This window comes from Spirosoma endophyticum (assembly GCF_900112365.1).
GTDB classification, from domain to species: Bacteria; Bacteroidota; Bacteroidia; order Cytophagales; family Spirosomataceae; genus Spirosoma; species Spirosoma endophyticum.
This window is the reverse complement of the sequence record NZ_FOLQ01000021.1, coordinates 26,626-48,043: the sequence shown is the minus strand read 5'-3', so window position 1 is coordinate 48,043 and position 21,418 is coordinate 26,626. Positions and strand designations below refer to the sequence as shown.

21 protein-coding genes are annotated in these 21,418 nt (G+C 49.7%); 15 read left to right on the top strand and 6 right to left on the bottom strand.

The features are described from left to right. Positions 1-260: transposase (locus BM202_RS36830; protein WP_218160623.1), on the top strand; the 260-nt coding region annotated here is incomplete at its 5' end. Between the two features lie 6 nt (positions 261-266). Continuing rightward, positions 267-431: a VOC family protein gene (locus BM202_RS39145; protein WP_394333813.1), complete on the top strand. Its 165-nt coding sequence runs from the start codon at positions 267-269 to the stop codon at positions 429-431. A 179-nt stretch (positions 432-610) separates the two neighbouring features. Here the strand turns inward: BM202_RS39145 and BM202_RS29855 are convergent, their stop codons facing one another. Then, positions 611-1,303: a hypothetical protein gene (locus tag BM202_RS29855; RefSeq protein ID WP_093833139.1), complete on the bottom strand. Its 693-nt coding sequence runs from the start codon at positions 1,301-1,303 to the stop codon at positions 611-613. 791 nt (positions 1,304-2,094) lie between these two features. Between BM202_RS29855 and BM202_RS29850 the strand changes: the two genes are divergently transcribed. From BM202_RS29850 to BM202_RS29840, 3 genes are all read left to right on the top strand, one after another. Next, positions 2,095-2,436, top strand: a complete 342-nt coding sequence (locus BM202_RS29850; RefSeq protein WP_093833137.1) for a PadR family transcriptional regulator — start codon at positions 2,095-2,097, stop codon at positions 2,434-2,436. After that, positions 2,433-2,882 (top strand): hypothetical protein, encoded by a 450-nt coding sequence (locus BM202_RS29845; protein ID WP_093833135.1) that lies wholly within the window; start codon positions 2,433-2,435, stop codon positions 2,880-2,882. Before BM202_RS29850 ends, BM202_RS29845 begins: the two co-directional genes overlap by 4 nt. A gap of 279 nt (positions 2,883-3,161) precedes the next feature. Further along, complete coding sequence (locus tag BM202_RS29840) at positions 3,162-3,812, top strand: hypothetical protein (protein ID WP_093833133.1); 651 nt, start codon at positions 3,162-3,164, stop codon at positions 3,810-3,812. 92 nt (positions 3,813-3,904) lie between these two features. Here BM202_RS29840 and BM202_RS29835 read toward each other — a convergent pair whose 3' ends face one another. The 4 genes from BM202_RS29835 to BM202_RS38815 all read right to left on the bottom strand — a co-directional run bounded on the left by BM202_RS29835 (position 3,905) and on the right by BM202_RS38815 (position 13,020). Further along, entirely contained in the window at positions 3,905-4,603 is a 699-nt protein-coding gene (locus BM202_RS29835; protein WP_093833131.1) for a 3-keto-disaccharide hydrolase, read from the bottom strand. A 142-nt stretch (positions 4,604-4,745) separates the two neighbouring features. Continuing rightward, on the bottom strand, positions 4,746-5,693 hold the full coding sequence (locus tag BM202_RS29830) for a DUF6624 domain-containing protein (RefSeq protein ID WP_093833129.1): 948 nt from the start codon (positions 5,691-5,693) through the stop codon (positions 4,746-4,748). 19 nt (positions 5,694-5,712) lie between these two features. Continuing rightward, positions 5,713-6,732, bottom strand: coding sequence for an alpha/beta hydrolase (locus BM202_RS29825; protein WP_093833127.1), 1,020 nt, complete (start codon positions 6,730-6,732; stop codon positions 5,713-5,715). Positions 6,733-7,392: 660 nt separating this feature from the next. After that, a complete protein-coding gene (locus BM202_RS38815) occupies positions 7,393-13,020 on the bottom strand; it encodes a putative Ig domain-containing protein (protein ID WP_093833125.1) in 5,628 nt (1,875 codons plus the stop codon). 250 nt (positions 13,021-13,270) lie between these two features. On the opposite strand from BM202_RS38815, the gene BM202_RS29815 reads away from it, so the two are divergent. Next, entirely contained in the window at positions 13,271-13,483 is a 213-nt protein-coding gene (locus BM202_RS29815) for a hypothetical protein (protein ID WP_177236733.1), read from the top strand. 24 nt (positions 13,484-13,507) lie between these two features. Here the strand turns inward: BM202_RS29815 and BM202_RS29810 are convergent, their stop codons facing one another. Next, entirely contained in the window at positions 13,508-16,606 is a 3,099-nt protein-coding gene (locus BM202_RS29810; protein ID WP_093833123.1) for a Tn3 family transposase, read from the bottom strand. 303 nt (positions 16,607-16,909) lie between these two features. On the opposite strand from BM202_RS29810, the gene BM202_RS29805 reads away from it, so the two are divergent. The 9 genes from BM202_RS29805 (at position 16,910) to BM202_RS29780 (ending at position 21,359) form a co-directional block, all read left to right on the top strand. Then, positions 16,910-17,449, top strand: a complete 540-nt coding sequence (locus tag BM202_RS29805) for a hypothetical protein (RefSeq protein WP_093833121.1) — start codon at positions 16,910-16,912, stop codon at positions 17,447-17,449. A 41-nt stretch (positions 17,450-17,490) separates the two neighbouring features. Continuing rightward, positions 17,491-17,760: a hypothetical protein gene (locus BM202_RS29800; protein WP_093833119.1), complete on the top strand. Its 270-nt coding sequence runs from the start codon at positions 17,491-17,493 to the stop codon at positions 17,758-17,760. A gap of 63 nt (positions 17,761-17,823) precedes the next feature. Continuing rightward, positions 17,824-18,192, top strand: coding sequence for a hypothetical protein (locus tag BM202_RS29795; RefSeq protein WP_093833117.1), 369 nt, complete (start codon positions 17,824-17,826; stop codon positions 18,190-18,192). A 103-nt stretch (positions 18,193-18,295) separates the two neighbouring features. Then, positions 18,296-18,871, top strand: a complete 576-nt coding sequence (locus tag BM202_RS29790) for a recombinase family protein (protein ID WP_093833115.1) — start codon at positions 18,296-18,298, stop codon at positions 18,869-18,871. 93 nt (positions 18,872-18,964) lie between these two features. Next, positions 18,965-19,174 carry a hypothetical protein gene (locus tag BM202_RS29785; RefSeq protein ID WP_093833113.1) on the top strand — a complete coding sequence of 70 codons (210 nt, stop codon included), beginning with the start codon at positions 18,965-18,967 and terminating at the stop codon, positions 19,172-19,174. Between the two features lie 88 nt (positions 19,175-19,262). Then, positions 19,263-19,409 (top strand): hypothetical protein, encoded by a 147-nt coding sequence (locus BM202_RS37510; protein ID WP_177236732.1) that lies wholly within the window; start codon positions 19,263-19,265, stop codon positions 19,407-19,409. After that, on the top strand, positions 19,399-19,641 hold the full coding sequence (locus BM202_RS36825) for a hypothetical protein (protein ID WP_143100789.1): 243 nt from the start codon (positions 19,399-19,401) through the stop codon (positions 19,639-19,641). Before BM202_RS37510 ends, BM202_RS36825 begins: the two co-directional genes overlap by 11 nt. Next, the gene (locus BM202_RS37505; RefSeq protein WP_177236731.1) at positions 19,631-19,813 is read left to right on the top strand and encodes a hypothetical protein; all 183 of its coding nucleotides are present in this window, start codon (positions 19,631-19,633) and stop codon (positions 19,811-19,813) included. The genes BM202_RS36825 and BM202_RS37505 overlap by 11 nt, the downstream gene beginning before the upstream one ends. 451 nt (positions 19,814-20,264) lie before the next feature. Continuing rightward, a complete protein-coding gene (locus tag BM202_RS29780; protein WP_093833111.1) occupies positions 20,265-21,359 on the top strand; it encodes an IS110 family RNA-guided transposase in 1,095 nt (364 codons plus the stop codon). Positions 21,360-21,418 lie beyond the last annotated feature (59 nt).

Here is a 21,418-nt window from a genome sequence, read left to right as displayed (position 1 = left end):
ATGCCCGGATTCACACAGCGGGCTACATCCAAATGATGCGGCCGATTTGGGAAGCCAGAGGGCTATATTTGTTTTTCCTGCCTGTCTACTGTCCCCATCTCAACCTTGCCGAAACCTTATGGCGACATCTGAAAGGGGGGTGGTTGAGGCCCGAGGATTATTTGACTAATGATGATTTAGCCTATGCCCTGAATCGCTGTTTGACGAATGTGGGTGGAAAGTTAAGCATCAACTTCAGTGCTTTTAATGCAAACCAATAAGCGAGGATTACTTATCAAAAATTAGTCGACATTTTAGGTGACCTGATCATTCAGAAGCCGACTACCATGCCATGGGGTAATCGTTCCTTGCTGTTCCGAGATCCAGATGGCAATCTGGTGAACTTTTTTACGCCAGTGACACCAGAAGCCCTTAAGAAGTTTGAAGGCTAGTGTCCCAACTCCTGTTGAACCCATTATATGAATGCTCAGTTATGGACAGCCAAATCAGTTTCGTCTCAGATAGGAGCTTTTCATGAGACTATGCTTTAATATCTGTCAATCTTAGTAATTTCACCCAGAACAACGTAGTAAACAGCCTATTAGCCTGAAGTCCAAATAAGCAATCGACTCTATTTTTTTATTCTATATACGACACCAGCCCGCCAGAATTGAGAGTAAACTTTTGCATCCGTGTAGCGATTAGCTAAATAATTCGATAAGCCGTAAGAGTAACCCGCACTTAACCCGAACGCCTTGTAATAGCCCGTCAGGTTCAGGCGCGGCCGAAAATCTACATCGGGTATTCGCTGGCTTGGCGCTGCCGGTGTTTGAAAAGATGAATTGTATGTATCCAGCATCCAGGATTCCCGGCTACGTAACCCAATAGCAGCGTCTAAACCAAGTGTTGCATCTACAGAAAACCGTGCGTCACCAAATCGCTTTCCCACGAATGGACTCAGATTGACATATTGATTCTGAAGACTACCGCGTCCATTAGTTGGGCTATTTGAAAAATCTCCGATTATTTTCGTTATGGCAACGCGGCTGGTTAGTTGTTCATAGCCTACCTGAATTCCATAAATCAGCTTACATTTCGTTACCGATTGAATTTGCCCGGACAAGCTGTAACTGGCCCCGCTGGCACGACCATAGGGATTACTGATGAAAGAGTTGCCATTGGCGTTCAGTCCCGTTTCATTAACCGAGTTTGGTCCCCGGTATGAAAATAAACCCGAACCCACCTGTATCGAAGATTCGATACGTTGACCATAACTGGCAATACTAGCCGATACAAGTCCGATCAGACATAAATTTTTTTTCATGTGTAATTTAGTTAAGGCGCTCGTTTCTAAACAGACCGTTGCCAGCAGGAAAGAGTTGTAATCAGGCTTTTTACTGAAGCTATTTAAACTTGCGATTTTACATGTACAAAAAAATTTAACCAGCTTCTTAGTTAGTAGTATACGACTCGTTTTATAACACACGTGGCTGTTGCAAAAGTCAGCGCTGAATAAAAAAAGCATTACTTGGATGGCTACAAGATCTTAATAAGTGGCAAAAACTGGTCGAAAGCAGCACTCTATTCTGGGCTGTACCGACTTTTGCAACAGCCACTGGCTTTATGTTTACCTAGAGGAAAAGTTATACATAACTGGAGTTCTGTTATACAGCTAATTAAGGTGCTTTTACTGAATTTGTCTTTTTATGACAGACGAGTTATGGGTTCCAGTGAGGGCGAAGGCAGACTGGGAATTTGGTGGTCAGCCATTGCCTTCCCCTTTTTTAGGTTTACCCGCTGTTGCCGGATACATGGCCTTACTGTACAGTTTCTTTAAACGCCCTATTAATGGCACAGATACATGAATGCTTCTACTTCTCTTAAATGAGCATTTATTGAGATTGTATATAGTAGTATTAATTACTCCGAGTGGCTGTTTGCAAATCAGCCTTTATCAATACTTGGTATTTTGTCCTAATGTCCCATCCTATGGACTTAGCTTGTAATCTCTACGTCATTTGTATTTCTCAATAATAAAGCAGAAAAATGATACATTGGATAGCAATGCATCGAATTACGATGTATATTTACTGCCAGTAATTTTACTGATTCGTTATGTACTCCAAAGAATTGCTCAAAGGCACCCTCAAGCCCCTAATCCTTAAAATTCTTTCCGATAAAGAGGAAATGTACGGCTACCAGATTGTCCAAACGTTGAAGGAAGTGACCGGAGGGCAGATCCTTGTCCGGGAAGGATCGCTCTATCCGATTTTACACAGCTTGAAAGCCGAAGGCATCTTAAGCTGTAGGTCGGTTTTCTTGGGGGAGCGGGAGCGGAAATACTATTCCATCACGGAACCGGGAAAGGCTAGTGTGAAAGCCGCCCTCGAGGAATTAAAGAACTTTGTTGAGTTGCTTCAATCGGTCATCACCCCTCTCCCCAGCACGATCCCATGAAACTAACCCCCGATGACATCCAACAAATTCATTCGTATCTAGCCCAACATGGCCTTACCACCAGGGAAGTACGGGCCGATGTTCTCGATCATATTTGCACCCTGCTGGAACAAGAATCGGATGAACTAGATTTGGCTACTGCCAAAGCCTTTATTGAAACAACGTTTCCTCCCGAAGTGATCCAACAGATCCAGGCCGATACACTCTATTATTTAACCCTAAAATCGAAGACCAACATGCTTAAGCTCATATTTACCACTGGCTATATAGCTATTTGCCTACTGATACTAGGCATTTGTTTCTCCAATTACCCGATGGGTTCAGAGTTTATTTTCTACTGGGCACCCTACTTAAGTGTTGCAGGGGTAGTTATCTTCTGTTTTGGATTTTTACCCAGTCTATTTATGTATAGCTATCAACGTTTCCTGGAAAGAGTGAAACAGTAGGGACCGATCGGCTCGTTTTTCACAGGAAGTAGTAAGGCTTTTTCCGCTCCATCTTCGTTTCCAATTGGAAGCGAAGATGGAGCAGTCTTTTAGCGCATTGTACTGATTATGAGAAATTTACCAACACACACTTTTGTTTTTTATCGTTCAGAAAAAGCCCCGTTTTTGAAGCAGACACATGAACGTTTCTTTGTCTCACTTGGGAGCCTTTTAAGAGATTGACAGTATCTGAGTATGTTGGCGGTATTTTTCTGTTTTAGTTAACACAGTATATTACCAATGACTTGGATCGATTCGCTGAGAAAGAAAACAGGCCTTTCCCTGTTTGTCATTTACCTACGGTATCTTATTGGCGGGGCCTATGCCTTTTCAGGTTTGGGTAAAGCCATGGGCGAGCGCTTTATCCAAGTCGGATCGATGCAAATCCCCCCAACGGGCATGACCCTGGATGTCTTTTTTGAAACTTTATATCGAACAGGACTGTGGTGGCAATTCTTGGGATGGGGGCAACTGGTGGCGGGCTTCTTGTTAGTCACTCAGCGCTGGAGCACGCTGGGGGCGGTAGCCTTCTTACCCATTAGTCTTAATATCTTCCTAATTACCCTGTCGATGAACTTTCATGGCACGCCCCTGATCACCGGTCTGATGGTGCTAGCCAACTTAGGCCTGTTGGGATGGGACTATCCCAAATTAAGCCCCCTGCTAAGGCCCAATCAAGATACGTCCCTGTCTGTACACTGGCGGGCGGATCAACTAGGTCATCCGCATTACTGGGCGGGGTTGGGTCTAGTAATTTTTTTCACGTCGATCAGCTTTGGCAATCGATCCAATCTCCCGCTATGGTTCATACTTTGTTTCGTAGAGGGCCTGGTGGGCTGGCTCGGCTGGTGGTTTTTTAAACGCACTAAGGCAACCGATGAGCGGCGCTAATATGAGGGTATTAGGAGATGATATGTATAGATAACGCTCAAGTGGCCAGCAGCGGCTGACACTCGCCACTGGGGTCCAATTCGTAACATACGTCAGTCCAAGCGTCTGACTTTGATGTTTTTTAGCCAAACCTTCTGGCCGTGATGCTGAAACATAAGTAGGCCATTGGTAGACTTGGCAAATCGAGGATTGTCTTTGTATTTACTTTGGCTGATTAACTGATTCAAGGCAGACGATCCAATCTCATACTCCACTACTTTAGCCCCATTTAACCAGTGTTCTACATGATTAGCCTGCACAAGGAGTCGAGACTGATTGTACTCGCCTACGGGTTTCAACACTTTATGAGAGGGGGTAATCAGATCATAAAGCGAACCGGCGGAACGAATAGGTGCTTTGTCATTAAAGTTTATGTCGTCCAGTAACTGCATTTCAAAGTTGTCCAGCCAATTAGGACTATTGCCATTATCAACCGCTTTATTGGCTATCTCATCAATGTAATAAAATACCCCACTATTACCTGCTACCGACATTTTCCAGTCGAGCATTAGTTCAAAATTCTTATAGTTTTCCTTGGTCACCAAGTCAATATTGGGTACACCCGTTTGGGCGACAAGAGCACCCTCTTCAATTTTCCAGGCTTGAGTCGGAAACGAACTCATTTGATAGCCACGCAGGGCTTGGGTTGATTTTCCATCAAACAGATAAATCCAGTTATTTTTTTGCTGAGCGAATAGTCCTGTCGTTAAAAGCGAAAAAAGAAGGAGCAAGCCAAAGGGTAGTTGCTTCATAGATAAGTCAATTAGGTTAAGTTTACCCCAAAGTGCTTAGCCTTTGGGGTCATCAACTGAAGGCAAACAGCCAGCTTAGCTACTTGTTTCTGACGTCATGAAATAGATAAATGAGCGATTTATGAGAATATTTATTGACTAGCTAGTTGCTGGGGAGCTTATATTCAAAACCAAATTGTTTGGCGTACTCTTCTAAGGGGCCTAAGCCCACCTCTGCCCGGCGTTTATTCACATTCTTCTCGTCTTCAATCGCATCAAAGGATTTCTGACCCGTTGACTCCATTTTTACTTGGGTACCGTACAACTGTTTCTGCCCTTTATACACCCGAATGCGATCTATCAACAGCGCCATATTTGTTTTTTGCATTTCACCCTGGTCAGCCGCTCGTTGAAGAATGGGTAAATACTTCTCTTGAATGACAACAGGAGAGTGCTGGATAATCAGCCAAGCCGTGTTTCCCAATTTAGCCCCAACCAAACTCTTGCCGGGATAGCCGTATTGCTGAATGAGTTGTTCAACCTTCCCCAAATTAATGGAATCCACTTGGTGTATGCCCTGCCAAAGTTGTCGCCATTGTAGAGAGTTCTGACCGTAAACGCGCATCACGGAATCGACCCGAGAGCGAGGTTGCTGGTCCGTGGTATAAATCGCCTGTAGCTGGCTTTTTAAGGACGGGTTGATGCCGAGTTGGGCATCTTTCTGGGCAAACACCTCCTGCACCAACGCCTTCATGGACGAAGAACGGACAAGGTTAAATTCCGGAGCGGACTGATAGTCGATCCAAGTCTCCTCAGCAATGCTGTAATCAATAGTAACCGCTTGCTGAATGTATGTTTTTGCCAATTCAGACTGCCCACACTGATAGGCACAAAGAGCGGCTCGCATGGTGCTGAGGGCACTTCTTTGCGCGATCAGGAACGCCTTCTTGTAAGCAGTCAAGCACGGCTGACATTGCCCTTTTTGCAAATAATCAAGAGCCTTTTCGACCGCTTGAATATAAGCTGTATCTGGCGTAGCGTATGTTATTTGGCAAGGGGCTATGTTGGTACACCAGCAAAGAATTATCCAAACAAAGAGACTCGTTTTCATTAGGCCGTATGGTTAAATCTTACCGGTTTTTCAACCAGTTCATATAGTCTTGGGCTACCTCGTCGCCTTTATAGACCTTATCAATCACTTTCCCTTTATCGTCACGCACGAGTAGGAAAAAGGTATGATCATAATCCAGATAGGGCTTTAGGGTCAAATTCGTTTTGCCTCGACTAGCGAACTCAATGGGTAGCAGGTCATTGAGACTGGATGATAAGTCAGCTGTACCATAGCAAATGTAGATGGGTATACGTAAGCTTAGTAAGTGCTCCAAGTTTCTACTCGTTGAAAATGAATAGGTTGCATACGGTGTATCCCCGCCTTCTGACTTTGTAGACGTAGGGTTTTTCAACACCTCACGCCAGTATCCATACATACGTTCGATGGCTTCCTGGGCTTGTTGTTGGGTATACTCCCCCAGGTTTGCCCGCTCACGGGTTTCCCTAAGTTGCGCCTGCCATCTGCCCTCTAACAAACCGGAGAATCCAATGAGGTGAGTGACGTTACGGTTTGTAGCCGCCACTTTTATCGCGATTGGATAGCCTTCTGATCCCCCACAAATAGCCACTTTCGCTTTGTCGATAAAGGGTTGTTTGAGCAAGTAGTCAATGACCTGATTGGTTTGATTCACGTAGAAATTAAGGTAGTTGTGATCCAGGTACTTTTGGGAGGAAAATCGGGGATCTCGTGTTTCGACCGTACGGACCATCGTCGCCGAATCGGCCATCAAGGCGACGCCTGGTTTAGCAATAGCTACGATGTGATACTGGTTGAGGTAGTCCTTGACCTTAAAGGGGAAAATAATGGCGGCAGTGCCTCGCTGGTAACGGCCAAACAGGGGGATGGGCATCGAACCTTGCCGAAAAATAAGTAGCGGTTTGCGTTTCTTTAGCTCGTCTTTGTTGCCCACCACGATAAAGGTGGTGGTATCTTGACCCGCCAAGATTCGAAAGACCGAGTACTGGTTATCAATGACGTCTTGACCAATCGTTCTGAGCGATAGGCTCAGGAGTAGCAGACAGAGTATAGCCTTATTCATGCGCCCGTTATTCTATAATTGAGCACAAGTATTACTTTCCACCTATGGGAAGCAAGGTTTTTAACATCTGTTACAGATTTTTAACAATAAGCCTTTTCAAGCGACGAACCTGATGGTCACTCAGGGGTTAGTGCGCCACTATAACATCATGCCGTTACAAAGCGAACTAGCCAAACTATCGAGTGTAAAAGCGTCTTCTTAAACGCCCCATCTTTGGAGCAGATACATGATCGCTCCTTCGTATCACATGGGAGGATTTAATGAGACAGTGAGTTTTTAATAACTGTCAACTTCAGTTAGTAGCATACGCACTGGATTCTGTCTGTACAACATACACACATTGTACGCTTTTCGTATGTAAGCTAGTGTACAATGATTGTTGTACAGTGAGGTTTTGCAATAGCTTGAAAGCGAGGCAAAATCCCTTTTTCAAGGGTGAGTAAAGGACCGTCAACGAGGTTACCAACTGGCAACCGGTACCCACAAATCCCGGAAGGCAATACTACTTTGATACTACAGGCTAGGGTAGCGCCTACTTAATCCGCTTGAAACGGAGAAACTCCAGTGAGTATAGGCAGACTGAATGGGCAGCGATATGGGTTAAACAAAAACAGCCACTCCCCAATGGGAAGTGGCTGTAAGTCACGTTACTGTTTTCGCTTACTTGTTGAAGTACTCCACCTGATCCGCATCGGTGTTGTTGGTCAGCCGCAACTCCGCCCTATTCCCGAGCGACACGGTCGCGCTCAGCGTCAAACGGCCCCGGGTGCTTCCCGGGGTGCTGATTCCATTCAGGCCCACCGATTGCTTACCACCCCCACTCACCCCCCCACCGCAAGTCAGGATGTAGAAGTCGTTGTTGGAGGTCCCGTCAAAACTCCAGTTCCTGTTTTGTACCGGTTTCCCTCCAATCACCATGGAGGCGCCATCGAAGCTCAGCACCACCTGCGGATCTTTGGCCAGGTAAAGCGTCACGGCCCCACCTGTGCCGACGCCATTCAACTCAAACACATCCACGACCAAACTGAAAGGCGTCCTTCCGTACTGCAGCGCCGGTAGCGTCGTCAGCACAGGCGTTACATCCGACACGGGGGAACCCACCGTGAACCAGAAGCTGGTATTGGCCGTCTGCCCCGAAGGGTCCACCGCAATCAGAGTCACCACCGCCCGCCCCTGGGTGGTGGGCGTGCCGCTAATCTCATTGCCTTGTAGGCTAAGACCCGCCGGCAAGGCCAGTGCGTAGTAAGTCAGAGGCTCTCCCTGGGGGTCGGTGAAGGTACCCGCCGGGATGGTGAAGCGGTAGGGCTCCCGTTCCACTGCCACCTGCGCACCAATGCCCTGGCTAACGATCGGGGCGGGGTTGGTCGAGGACTGAGGGGGGGTGGGCAGGCCCGCGCAGTAGGCCGGCAGATCGAATAAGTAGCTCACCGTAAGGCCGTTCTGACGGGCCAACAGCTGAATCTTCTTGGGATCGGCCCGCAGTTCGGTTTCGATTCGCTGGGTGGGGTTGCTCGTCCAGGGGGTGATGCCCGTGGCAAAGTACTCAATGGGGGATCCGTCGCCCCCCGTGGTATGGAAGGAGATAACCCCACTGGCACAGTTGTAATCAGGGGCTATCACGGTCAGCTGACCGCCCAGCACCGTCAGGCTATAGCTCGCACTCACCCCCGAACAGCCGTTGGCATCGGTGGCCTGGACCGTGAGGGAGAAGCTACCACTCTGAGTGGGGGTGCCCGATAAAACGCCCGCTGTTGATAAGCTCAGCCCCGCAGGCAAGCTGCCACTTGCCAGACTGAAACTGCGGGGTGCTATCCCTCCGCTGGCCGTAAAGGTTTGGTTAAAGCTCGTGCCCTGGGTGGCATTCGTGGTGGCCGGATTGGTCACCGACACTGTCGCGGTATTGCTGGTGACGGTCGTGCTGGTACTGCTGACACACCCACTGGCGTTGGCGACTGTCACCGAATACGTCCCCGCGCTACTAACCACTAGCATGTTGGTTGGGCCGGGGGTGCCCAACGGACCACTGCCATTGGCGAAGCTGTAGCTTGTACCACCTGAAGCCGTCAGCGTCACCGACGTAACGGCGCAACTCAGCGGTCCACTACTCATCAGCGTAGCCACGGGTACGGTGGTGTCCTGGCTGATGGCGATGGCGGTGGTGCTGGTGCAGCCAGCGTTGGTGACCGTCACCGAGTACGTGCCGGGCGCATTCACTACCGCCTGGTTATTAGCTTGACTGGCAATAGCCGGTCCGCTGAAAGCGAAACTGGTGCCGCCCCCGGCCGTCAGCGTCAGGCTGGTCTGGGCGCAACTCAGGACCGTCGAGGGGCTGGCCGTCAGGGTAGCCGCGGGCAGCGAATTGACCGTCAGCGAGAAGGCCGTGCTGGTCACGCTGTTGCAACTGCCCGTCACGACGGCCATATAAGCTCCCGCCTGGCTAGGCTGCACATGGGTTAGAGTGAGTGTAGCCGATTGCTGGGCTGAGCCCAGGGACGTACCATCTTTGTACCATTGGTAGGTGGGGCTGGTACCACTCACCGAAATCATCGCCGTGACGCTACTGCCCACGCAAACCGACAAGCCGCTGGTCGGTTGCTGGGTAATAACCACAGGTTGGCAGAAGGGTCCCTGGTACTCGTAGGCGCCAATGTCAATGCGCGTATTGGCAATGCGGGGGTTATTTTCCAGATCCGTGGCTCCGCTGGTAGCCGTGGTGCTGCTGGGGTCACCCGCATCGATGGCCTGGGAAGCCATAGCTAATCGGTAATCTGTATCACTGGCAAAGGGAGAGCTGACCGCCATGATAGTACCCTCCCCGGCGGAATAACTGGTTACGCCGGATTCAATCAGGCAATATCGGGTTAGGATTGTACTACCGTCTGTATTGACAAAGGTATTCTCAACCCCCGTGCCGGCATGGTTATGCCAGACAATACTGCTCGTGAGCGTAGGACTGAAATACGTGTTATACAGGGCTCCCCCCTGACTAGCCGTGTTATCACTGATCGTGCAATTGGTTAGGGTAGGACTGGCAAGCCGGTTGTACATAGCGCCCCCCTGCTGGGCTGAGTTACCCCGGAGCAGGCAATTCGTTAAGCTGCCGTAGTTGGCCATTTGAGTAAAATAGATCCCACCCCCCTGCCCGGTGGCTTTATTGTCCTCAATTAGACAGTTGATCAGTGTTGGAACGCCTGAATCGTTGTAAACCCCACCCCCATTAACGGCCGCATTGCCACTCAGGGTACAGCTTGACAAGGTGACCAGGCTCCCATTCGTAATCGTGTAAATTCCTCCGCCGTCCTGCGTCGCTACATTACCGACCAGCTTACAATTGTCCAGGCGGCAACCGGCTTGAAAAGCGTTATAAATGCCTGCGCCACTCACCGCCAAGTTGCTACTAATAACACAATCGATTAACTCAGCCTGGCTGCCGGTAAGATTAAACAGCCCTCCGCCAGAGGTAGCCGAGTTGGCGCTAAACACACAGTTGGTTAGACTAGGTTTGCTCCCGAACTCATTGTAGATCCCCCCGCCAGCCGCCGCCGAGTTGTTGATGAAGACCAGGTTGGTCAGGCGGGGACTGCTGTTATAATTGTACATCCCCCCGCCAGAACCATCCGTGACCCTCCCCCCCTGAATGACAAAGCCGTCCAGCACCGCCCCGCTGGTCAGGCCCTGGGGGTTCCGGATGACACTGTTACCGTTGCCCAGCAGGGTGGTGGAGGAGGGCTGAGAGGCCCCGCCGGGACCCGGGACGGGGTTGACCGAGGGGCGGCTGGCGGTGCTGGTGCGGGAAAAGCCCCCGTAGATGGCCACCCCGTTTTTCATGGCAAAGCTACCCCCGCTGGCCGGTTGGTAGGTCCCCCCCGCCACCCAGACCTGCTGGGCTCCGGCGATGTTGACCTGGCTCTGTAAATCCCCGCTGGCATTGGCCCACGACGTACCGTCGCCTGTACCACTGCCCCCCTGCCTGACGTAGCGGATGGGCTGGGTGGGGGCACTCACGCTCAGACTGAAAGCCGTCGAGGTCACGCTGTTGCAACTGCCCGTCACCACCACCGAATACGAGCCTGCGTCACTGGGCTGCACGTTGATCAGATTCAGGGTGGCCGTGGTTTGCCCCCCAACAGGGGTGTTGAGGTTGTCTTTGTACCACTGGTATTGGCTCACACTGCCCGTTACGCTGACGGGCACGCTCACGATGGCCCCCACCGTCACGCTGCTGGCGCTGGGGGGCCGGCTGGTGATGGCTGCGTATGGCGTCGGATTGCCCTGATACTCGTAGGCCCCGATATCGATGACTCCACCCTGATAAAAACGCGAATTACCAGCCAGATCAGTACCGGGCCCTTGAGTTGACGTATAGGCAGCATTATTACCCGCGTTAAGTGCCACTGAACATCCTGAAAGCAGGTAACTGCCCATGGTGAAAGGTGAGGACGTCGCCTTTATATTGCCCGTACCCGAATAGTCTATCTCGGCTGATTCGACCAGGCAATAGTTTGCCGTTACGGTTGAACCTCCCAATGCAGCACTACCTTGATTATCCCAAATAATGCAGTTAGTCAGCGAGGGCGAGCCCCCGTTCTGAATAGCAGCTCCCGAGTTGGCCCGGTTACCGGCAAACGTGCAGTTAAGATAGCGAGGACTGCTACGATCATCGTATGAAGCACCCCCTTGCGAACCTCCTACATTCTGAATCAATAGGCAGTTGGTCAGCACCGGTGAGGTTGCACCTGAGTTTGAGTCCACGTTATACATACCACCGCCTCCCCCAGTAGCGGTGTTACTAGCGATAATACAACTCGTTATGGTAGGACTACAGGTATTGTTATAGATGCCGCCTCCACTCGTACCATTTGCCATGTTCCCACTGATTACACAGGTAAGTAGGGTTGGATTACTCTGGAGATTAGTCATACCCGCCCCGGCTGCTAGCGTATTAGGCGTTATGGTATTCTGACTGATTTGACAGTTCACAAAGCTGGGCCCACCTCCTGAATTCACTACCCCCGCTCCCGAGATGTCGAAGAAATTATTGTTTGCGTTATAGGCTCCACTGATAACAAACCCATCCAACCTAGCCGTGCTGGCGACGTTATTATTGGTAAGAATGATATAGCTATTGTCAGTGTTAACCCCTTTAGTGCCAATATCGCCCGAGAGCGTAGTGGAAGAGGGGGTACCCAGCACCGGATTGATCGAGGAGCGACTAGCTGTACTACTCTCGGGATTGGTGCTGTTAAACCCTCCGTAAACGGCTACCCCGCTTTTGAGAGAGAAAGATGAGCCGCGCGAAGTCCCCGGGTAGTAGGCCCCCCCGGCCACCCAGACCTGCTGCACCTGGTCGGCGTTGATCATGGCCTGCAAGTCCCCACTGGCATTGGTCCACGAGGTGCCATCCCCCGTGCCACCCTGTTTGACGTAGCGGATGGGCTGGGGTGGGGTGGTATAAGTAATATTTACTAAGCCATTACCTGAGTTAGCTCCTACCGTGTTGGTCTGGTTGGTGCCGCCGTTGAACGAGCCGCCCCCACCACCGGGACCTTTGTTCCCACCGCCACCGGAATAGCCACCACCCCCGCCACCAGCAGCGGTACCGGTTCCACTGCCACCGCCACCAAAACCGCCTAGTCCAAAGCTATCGTTGTTGGATGAACCCGCTCCACCGTTAACAAAGGCTTTACCGCCCCGGGATTGTTCATTAGGGCCGTTGGGAAAATTACTGTTACTGCCATCAGTTAGTAAACCCCCTCCACCGGCGCTAGCGCCAGCGATCGCTGGTCCTCCATTCCCATCATTTCCTCCGTTAGCTCCTCCTGGCCTACTTGACTGACCATCTTTGGTGGCCAGATCACTATCCGTCCCACTGCCACCACCACCACCGGCAATGATTAGAGGGGCATTCGTATTCGTGGTGATAAACGATCCACCGCCACCCCCGTTGCGATTTGGACTTTTCTGACCGACCAATATTTTAAGTGTTTGCCCGCCACTCACGGCAACCGTCCCCCGAATAAGGGCACCTTTGCCAGCCGGGTAAATAATGAAGTCACCCCCAAACTGGCGATCACCAAATCCCCCCTCCGCTCCCCGGGCTTCGATGGTTAACGATGTCACTCCTGTTGGTACGGTCCAACTGACGATCTGGCCGGTGTAGGAAAAGCTCTGGGTAGTCGTCACCGACCCCGAGTTTTGAGCCTGGGTTGGTCTACCCAGTGCACTAAGTAAAACAAGAACCAGTAGGCTTTTGAGGGCCTGGCTGACTAGGTAAAATAATGTTTTCATACAGTAAGCGTAGATTGAGTTGACTGGGGACAAAGGTGGCAAAAGCCTGAGCATCAAGCTCTCACCATTGTAACACATCCTCTCACCATTGTAACATTATAGCGAATCGTGAGCCAGATGACGGCAGGCCTTACCCATCCGCAAAGCGAAAACTTCCCTTTTTTTAAGGGCTAAGACGAATGTTATAGTGGTGAGCGGATGTGTTACACGGAGGGGCGTATGCTACTGGAAACTTTAGTCAAAATCCAGTATGAATACGTATCTTAATGATTTAGTAGGTTATAAGAAAAAGAAAACTCGACACCTATTCCGATGGAAGGTCGTCGAAGCCTATCGGGCTGAACGAGTCCAGGCCTCCGAGCTGGAAGAAACCTTGGGCATCTCCAGGACGGAACTGCGCCGTCTTAACCGCAATTACTTTCGCTACCGCTTACTTCCCCTGTTATATCCTAAACATGGGTAGTTTTGCAGAATCGTACATAATTCGTCACTTGGTTGAACGAGAGGGGCGAACCGGCCTGGTAAGGGAGAAATTCAACAGTGCCTCCAGATCAAAAGTAGTCTCTATAACGGTCGGGTCCGAAAAGTCATACTCCCCGCCCAGGTTGATGTGGTGCCAGGTATGTGTCGAGGACTGTAGTATCGTTTTCAGTAATTCGTCCCGCTCCTCTTTCGTCGGACATTGGCGCAACTTTTCCGACAAATACAGCAGGTTGTAGAAATTGATTGCATTCATCAATACCATTTTACTGCCGGTCGCTATCTCCTGCTCCCGCTGCGTTTGCCACCCAAACGCCTGGTTATTGCCCAGCGTCACGGCACTGCTGAACTTGTTGCTGTGTTCCACCTTTGTCAACATACCCTCAACATGAGCCCGTAACTCAGGATCATCCACATAGCGTAGAATATAGTCTGTCTTGTAGAGTCGACCTAAATCCTTCAGGGCTCTATAGAGGGGGTGCTGACGGGCGTAGGAGTTAAGCCGCTTGAGAATGGTGGATGCCTGCGTGTAGCCCAGTTTAATGGTTGTCACTAAGCGCAGGATGTTATCCCACTGCTCAATCAGGTGTTCCAGATCGATACGGGCATCAGGCACAATTTTATATCCGTACTCAGCATAGGTGGCGACCGAATCGATGCTATAAAGTCGTTGCCGGTGGATCGTCACAAAGCGCGGGCGTAACTCAACGTCGACCAGTCCGGTGATCGCAAAATTTACTTCTGAAAAGCCGTGCATATCCGTCGCGTGGGCATCGCTCTGGATCACTTTGTTGTGCAGGATCACATCCAATACATAGGGTGACTCTCGTTCGGCCGAATTAAAGACAGTTGAATAAATTAGCTGCCCAGCCTCATCCAGACCGGAATAGACAGTCATGCCTTCACCGTTGCCGTGATATTTGAACGAAGCCGCAGCGCGTAAAGAGGGAGCCGATACATCATACTTTTGCCCGTCACTACCCGTATGAATAACGTTCTCCTGTCGACGGAATAAATCGGTCAGGGGCAGCGCATTACTTCGGGCAACAATGCAATCACTGGCTTCCTGCGTCATTTCAGGTGAAAAGTATTGGGTGGCCACCGTTTCTAAGGCGTGAGCGGAGATACGACGCGAAATCAGAGCCATTTTGCGGATACCAATATTTTCGCCATACCCAATCAGGGCGGCCAGCAACAGCGGGGTTTCAGGCCGGCTTGGTTTGTGGGGCAGCCCCTGATGCTGAAATCTACTTAGAAAGCCCGTGAGTGTTTCGACCTGCAGGAGTACATCGCGCAGGGAGATGACCCGGCTGGCCGGATAGAGCAGATGGACCGCCGGGTTGTCTTCCCGGTCTCCAGCCCGATAGCGGTGCAGGTGCCAGCCCCCGTGTGCATCAAAATAAACCTGAATGTTGCGGGCAATTCCGGCATTCGTAGCCGCAAATTGCTGGTTGAGTCGCTGGTTAAGGGCTAGTAGCGTGGGGGCAGCCTGCTGGTAGTGGGTTAGGTTAGCCCGTTGCAAATATGCCTGCCGGTGTTGCTGCCACTGAGTCAGGGGAATTTGATATTCTTCTACCGAACGGTGTTCATACGAGGATAACACCGTCAGCGAGCCGTCGCGCAGGGCATCCCGAACCGCCCGAAACAGAAAGACTTTGTAGAGTGATACCCGTAGGCGTCCCGTTTCGGTGAAGACCTGTTGCCGCTCAAGCATGTCCAGAAAATTTACGGGCACAGCCGGGGAGGTAGTAATATCCCCGGCCCGTTCCTGGAAATAAAGCAGGGCGTTCCATAAAGGGACATTCGATGTATCCGGATCGAACGCCAGGACCTGAATAATAGCGGATACCCGAAGCTGCAGGCGGACCGATGCTTTCTCCAGGGCCACATAATAATCACTGCGTTCCTGAATTGGCTGGTTGATGGTTGTTAGTTCTCCAACCCGCCGTTTATCGGTGAGTAACCCTTCAGCGGTAATTCGCTTGCGGGCCAGGGATTCCCGGATTTGAGCGACCTTCTGCTCGTCATTCAGTTCCGGCTGGTCGACGATGGTCTCGATCTGAGTCAGCACGTCAATGTGGATGTCAGCGCGTCGACTCACCTGGCCCACCAAGCTGGCTGTGACATGACGGCTTTGGTAATACTGCTCCTTGAGCTTCTGCTCGACGTCGTTGAATACCAGCACGACAGCCTTTTTTAGCGTCAGGATCAGCGCATCTCCCACACTCATGTATTGATGAATAATGAAGGCCAGCAGGCGAAGGTACCGCTCATGGGTGCGGTCGGCCACCAGGGTACTGCGGTTGTCTAATACGTATTGCGCATAATATTGAATGGTCTCATCAGCCAGGTCCAGCCGGGCGATGAGGGGGGCTACGGGTATAAAGAGGGTCTTCAACTGCTGGAATAACGCAACCCGCTCGGTTATGTCTTTAGGCCGCATGGACTGGCTAATACGCTTGAGGTGGGTCAGCGGATAGCGTCCGGCACGTTCCGGCGTGGTCGTATTGTCCAGCAGCGCGTCCAATATCGCCCGGTCGCCGGGGTCAAGGTGTTGCTCAATGAGGGTCTGCAAATGTACATCAAAGTCATCGAGTGCTTCGGTCGTGATCTCCCGCAGCGTATTGTAGGGGGGCGTTTCTACTCGTCGTTCCCGCAGGTAGCTGACCAGGGCATCCAGGATCAGCCCGGGCCGGGTCTGTAAGTGCGTGAGTCGACGTGCTTCCCGGGCCAACTCGAGCCGGTAGGCGTGGTCAAAGGCCGCGTAGCCCAATTGAGTCAGGATGATGGCACGATGGCGGTAGAGTGTCCGGTTATGCGTGTACTCGCTCAACTGAATAGCTCCCTGGGCAAGCTGCAGATGCTGACTTACCCAGTTTACATCAACCGATGGAAACCGGTCGGGTATAAAGAAGCGGGTGACCACCCGGAAGTAACCTAGTTGCAGGACGAAGCCTACCTTGTTAGTAGGCGTATGAATCTCGGCCAGGTAGTCTTCCGCCCAGGCCGGCAGATCAGCAAAAATAAGTCGCTGGGTGCTATCAAGTTGCGGAGGAGAATCAAAGCGCGTTCGATCCTCGGTGGATAGGTAGTCACGACGTGCCATATATGGAAGCTATAAAATGAAGGAAGATAGACGGGTCAAAAAGGTATACCTTTCTGGTCCTAGCGTACGGCTGTGATGTTGCTGCCATGACCACTAAAAATAAGGGTCAAAAAGTAGGACCAGAAACTTTTTAACTTTTATATTTATGAACCCAACTTCTTGACCTAATTTTTATCCTAAGGGGCTAACTAGCAGTCAGTCTGTTACAAGGCTGTTGAGTAGGTACTAAAATCAAGTGCTTCTTCTAGGTAGTCAAAAGCTTTTTCGTTCACACTACATGATCCTTACTTACCCACCATTCTAATGATTGACGATATTAATTTAGAGGCCGTTCTCCATTTTATTCGGAACTACCGCCGTTTAGAGCAAATGCCTCTGGAGGATGGCTTTGCTGAGTTAGCCTGCGTCGCAAAGTCTGATCAGGCTGGGGAGGAGAAGCGATTACGGCAGCATTTTCGCGATCATTGGTATAGTAAAGAAAAAGCGTTTGGCCGGTTTTATTTGAACCTGCCCCACTATCGCCAAATCTACTTACTGCATCAATGGGACCTGCTCCATTATGAGGATAAGGCGTATCTATGGGAATGTGAGCGAGATGGCCGATTTGCCCTGATGGCTCAGGCCCCAGTCCTGGCCGGTCAACTGCATCGGTTGATTTTATTTTTTGAAAATCATGGTATTAATCGACAGGTAGCAGCGGGAGTCGAGCTAGAAAGCTTACCGACTGAGTTCGACCGGCGATTTGGCAATTCGGCCAATTGGGGTGATTATATTCTCTCGTTAGCTGAGCCTAAAGACTTACTCAAGCAGCTTATTGACCATACAGACAAAGAGGCTAGGTAAGCCCTGTATTCCTTGTCTTTAACTTTATAAATTCTTTATTTATGAATACACTAAGTCATCTCCGTTTAGTCCAGCAGATCCAAACCGCATTCACGAATCACGTTTTAGACCAGTTTGGGATGGTTATGGATGAAGCCTATTTGTTAGATAACTGGATTACGATCGAAGGCTTTTTAGTCAACGGTGTCACACTAGATGGCCTCATTTATGATCAGGGCGATCAAGGTCGAATGTTCTATGAATGGGAATTACTCTATACGTCGACGTTAGAGAATGTACTAAGCTATCTTCAGGAAGAAGCCTTTGCGTAGCCAAGTAAGGTCTCAAAAATCTCGGTGAGTCGATACCATAATTTACCCTACTATTGTTTAGCTATGATGCCATCCTTTGACACAGAATGGGCTGCTGAAGCCCGGCTTACATTTGGTCGGTTGCCAATCGAGGTACAAGCCAAGGTACAAGCCGACCTGATTAACCAAATACCACAACTGGTTAAGAAATATGCTGATTTGCACCAGCGCAGGCCTGCCGAACATGTATCCGTGGGTGCGATTTCTCATCTTCAAGTGCCTGATTGGCGTGTGTGGCTACGGTTGGACACCGAATATTTTGAAGATGAAATTGGGCCCGTTTTATTTATTTATGAGCTTAACGAATTAACCGGTAAGGAGTTCGTGCAATCTCAGACTGTTACCAAGTCTAGACTCGGCCGAAATAATCCGTCAAATTCCTCCTTACTATAGCCCTCAATCAATGCCTTATGACACCCTGAGCAAAATCGAGCAGGGGCTCTCTTATCCAGCGTGTCTTTGATGAACAAGGTTACCCGTCTATTCTAATCGAACGATGAATAAACTATTTGGCTATGCCCGCGTTTCATCAGCGGATCAGAATTTGGATACCCAGCTTGAGGCCCTTCAGAAAATAGGATGTGATCAGATCTTCCAGGATAGAATCACCGGTATAAGCACCAAACGACCTGCCTTAGACGAGCTACTATCTCAACTTCGTCCCGGTGACACGGTTGTCGTCGCCCGCTTCTTCCGTCTGGGTAGGAGTCGGGATCATCTGATTTCACTCCTTGGCCATTTTACAAAACAAGAGGTTCAATTCCGAGCCCTGGATCTGGGTGTGGATAGCGCAACACCGGCGGGTAAGCTTGTCCTCCAAATATTTTCCGCTCTAGCTGAATACGATCGAGAGAGTCTTTTGGAGAAAACACGTGCTGGCCAGTTACTGGCTGCTGCTAAGGGCAAACATATTGGCCGACCAAAAGGACTCAATATGGAGAAATTCGCTAAAGTGAAAAAGGCCGTTGAGCGAGGCTTATCCGTTGCGGAAACAGTAAGCCTGACGGGGATTAGCATGTCGAGTGTCAAACGGTATCGTAAGCAGATTGAACGATCATCAATTACAAGATGAGGATTTATCCGGGTCGCGCCACGGTGGCCGCCGGGCAGTACGATTCTGCAAAGAGGCCCTTTATTACCTAATTTTACCCTAAAAACATTAAGTATGAGCAATATACAATCAAGACTGGAAGCATCAATTCAACAGGCAAAACAGGAAATCGAGATTCACACTGATATGGAAAAACATGGTGATCCCGAAATGCAGTCTGTTCATCGACTACAGTTAATTGAGTGGACAGAAAGGCTGGCGAACCTGACCTGGATTCAAACAGGAGAAATAATTGGTACTTATCACCCAGTAGCTGTAGACTAAAATCCAACGAAAGGAGCCAACCAAACGGGTGAAAACCTGGTCGTTTGGTTGGCTCCAAGCTAGTTATAGTTAATAATGCGATATCCCATTGAATACTACACAGTCGGTGTGCCGACCTATGCCGAACCGTCAGAATTGTGAAGTACTGGCCAGCTTGTCCAAAGAAAAGCAGGAATCCGGGAAATTGCCTACCACACACGTAACCTTTGAAAAACGATTCGAAAATGACGACTGAACCACGGTCCACCGATGCGATAGAACCCGATTTAGTATCGGCACTTAGAGAAGTGATAGACGGTTTAGTTAATCCTGATAACCACTACGTTGTCTCCGCTAACTACTATGATCACCAAACCCCTGAGCGGTTTGGCGAACGGTGCGGGGCCGCCCGTGCGGTACATTGCTTAAATCTGGCCGGGCCGCGTTCGGCTCAATGCCGACACAACATTCCATGCCGTGCTGACTAACCAGGGACTGGTTTGCGATGTGCGGCTGAATCGTCATGATCTTAGCCAGAGCAGCCAGATTCTGCTACCCTATGACCAAATTTGGAGCATTCAATCAATCCAGGCGAAACACGTCGATTTATACCATCGGTCCGATAAGCTAAACTTGAAGCGACCCAGTGATGAGGACTAACTCGTTGAGACCTGTATTGACGTAACCATTCGCACAGAAGCTACTATCATACCTATCGGGAGTAGCCGGTGAGGATATATCCGGGCCGCCGGGCGACGGTCGGCCGCTGCCGTACGATTCTGCAAATGCACCCCAAATGACGAATTATGTACGATTCTGCAAAACTACCCAAACATCACGGTCCGCCGTTCATATCTTTGTTTTCAGTTGATTTCATCCAAAAAAGTGCAATTTTTGGGTAAGGTCTGACAAAGCTAGCCAGCACCCTGAGTTCCGCCGTTAGTACGTGTAAACGATACTGTCCCGCTGGTTGCTCTGGCTAGCTTGTCTTTTCCCTGTAGCTCCAACAGTACCCATAGACGTGGCCATTGGCCATGATCTGGCATCCATGTGCAAAGGCGGGAAAGGGCGGTCGGTCAACCAACTTATTCACCCTTTTATCCCCTTTTCTATGCAACTGCTACGCTATTGTGTTGGTCTGGACATCAGCAAGGATTCATTACAGGTATGCCTTTCGGTAATAGATGCTGATGGTCGAGTGGTCGTTAAGGGTTCTACAAAAGTGGCTAACAAGGTAACTACTTTTGGCCAGTTGGTACAATGGGTAACTCGCCATCGCAAACTTGATGATTTACCGCTACGCTATGTGATGGAATCGACGGGGGTTTACCATGAGGCCGTTGCTTGGTTTCTTTATCAGCATGACCAAGCAGTAAGTATTTTGCTTCCCAATAAGGCAAAACACTATCTAAAGAGCTTAGGCTACAAGTCGAAAAATGACAAGATTGATGCCCAAGGCCTGGCCCGAATGGGCCTGGAGCAGCAACTTACTTTGTGGAAGCCCTTGTCCAAGAACATTTACAGTTTACGTATGCTCACACGTCAACACCAACGTTTTCAGGAGTTGAAGACTCAATGTCGTAATCAGCAGCATGCCTTGGATTACAGTGCCTTAGGGGATGACTTTCTAGTTAAGCAGAATACGAAGCTGCTAGCCGTTTATGACCAACAACTCGAAGCCTTGGAACGAGCAATCCAACAATTAATTAAGGACGATGAAGTTCTTCATTTACAAGTAAAGCGGCTCATCGCTATTAAGGGACTAGCTTTACTATCAGTAGCGGTATTGATCGCCGAGACCAATGGTTTTGAAGGGTTTACTAACCAGCGTCAGTTAGTAAGTTACGCAGGCTATGATGTAATAGAAAATCAATCGGGCAATCGTTCAGGCAAAACGCGTATCTCTAAGAAGGGAAATAGCCGTATCCGGCGTATCCTTCACTTACCTGCTTTCAACGCTGTTCGCTTCGGGGAGCCAACCTGTCAGGCCTTGTTCGAACGGGTATATCAACGAACCAATTATAAAATGAAAGCTTATGTAGCGGTTCAAAAGAAGCTACTACTACTAGCATATGCTGTATGGCGTCATGAAGTGGATTACAATCCTTCATACTTCATGAGTCAATCAAGGATAGGCAAAAAAATAGTCCCGACTAGCGGGACTACGCAGGATCAATCTACTGTAGTGGGATTGTCCTTTGGGTAATTCAAAGATATTGAAAAAATCCTAACGCAAAACTTGCTTTTCACGACAGTACCAGCGGT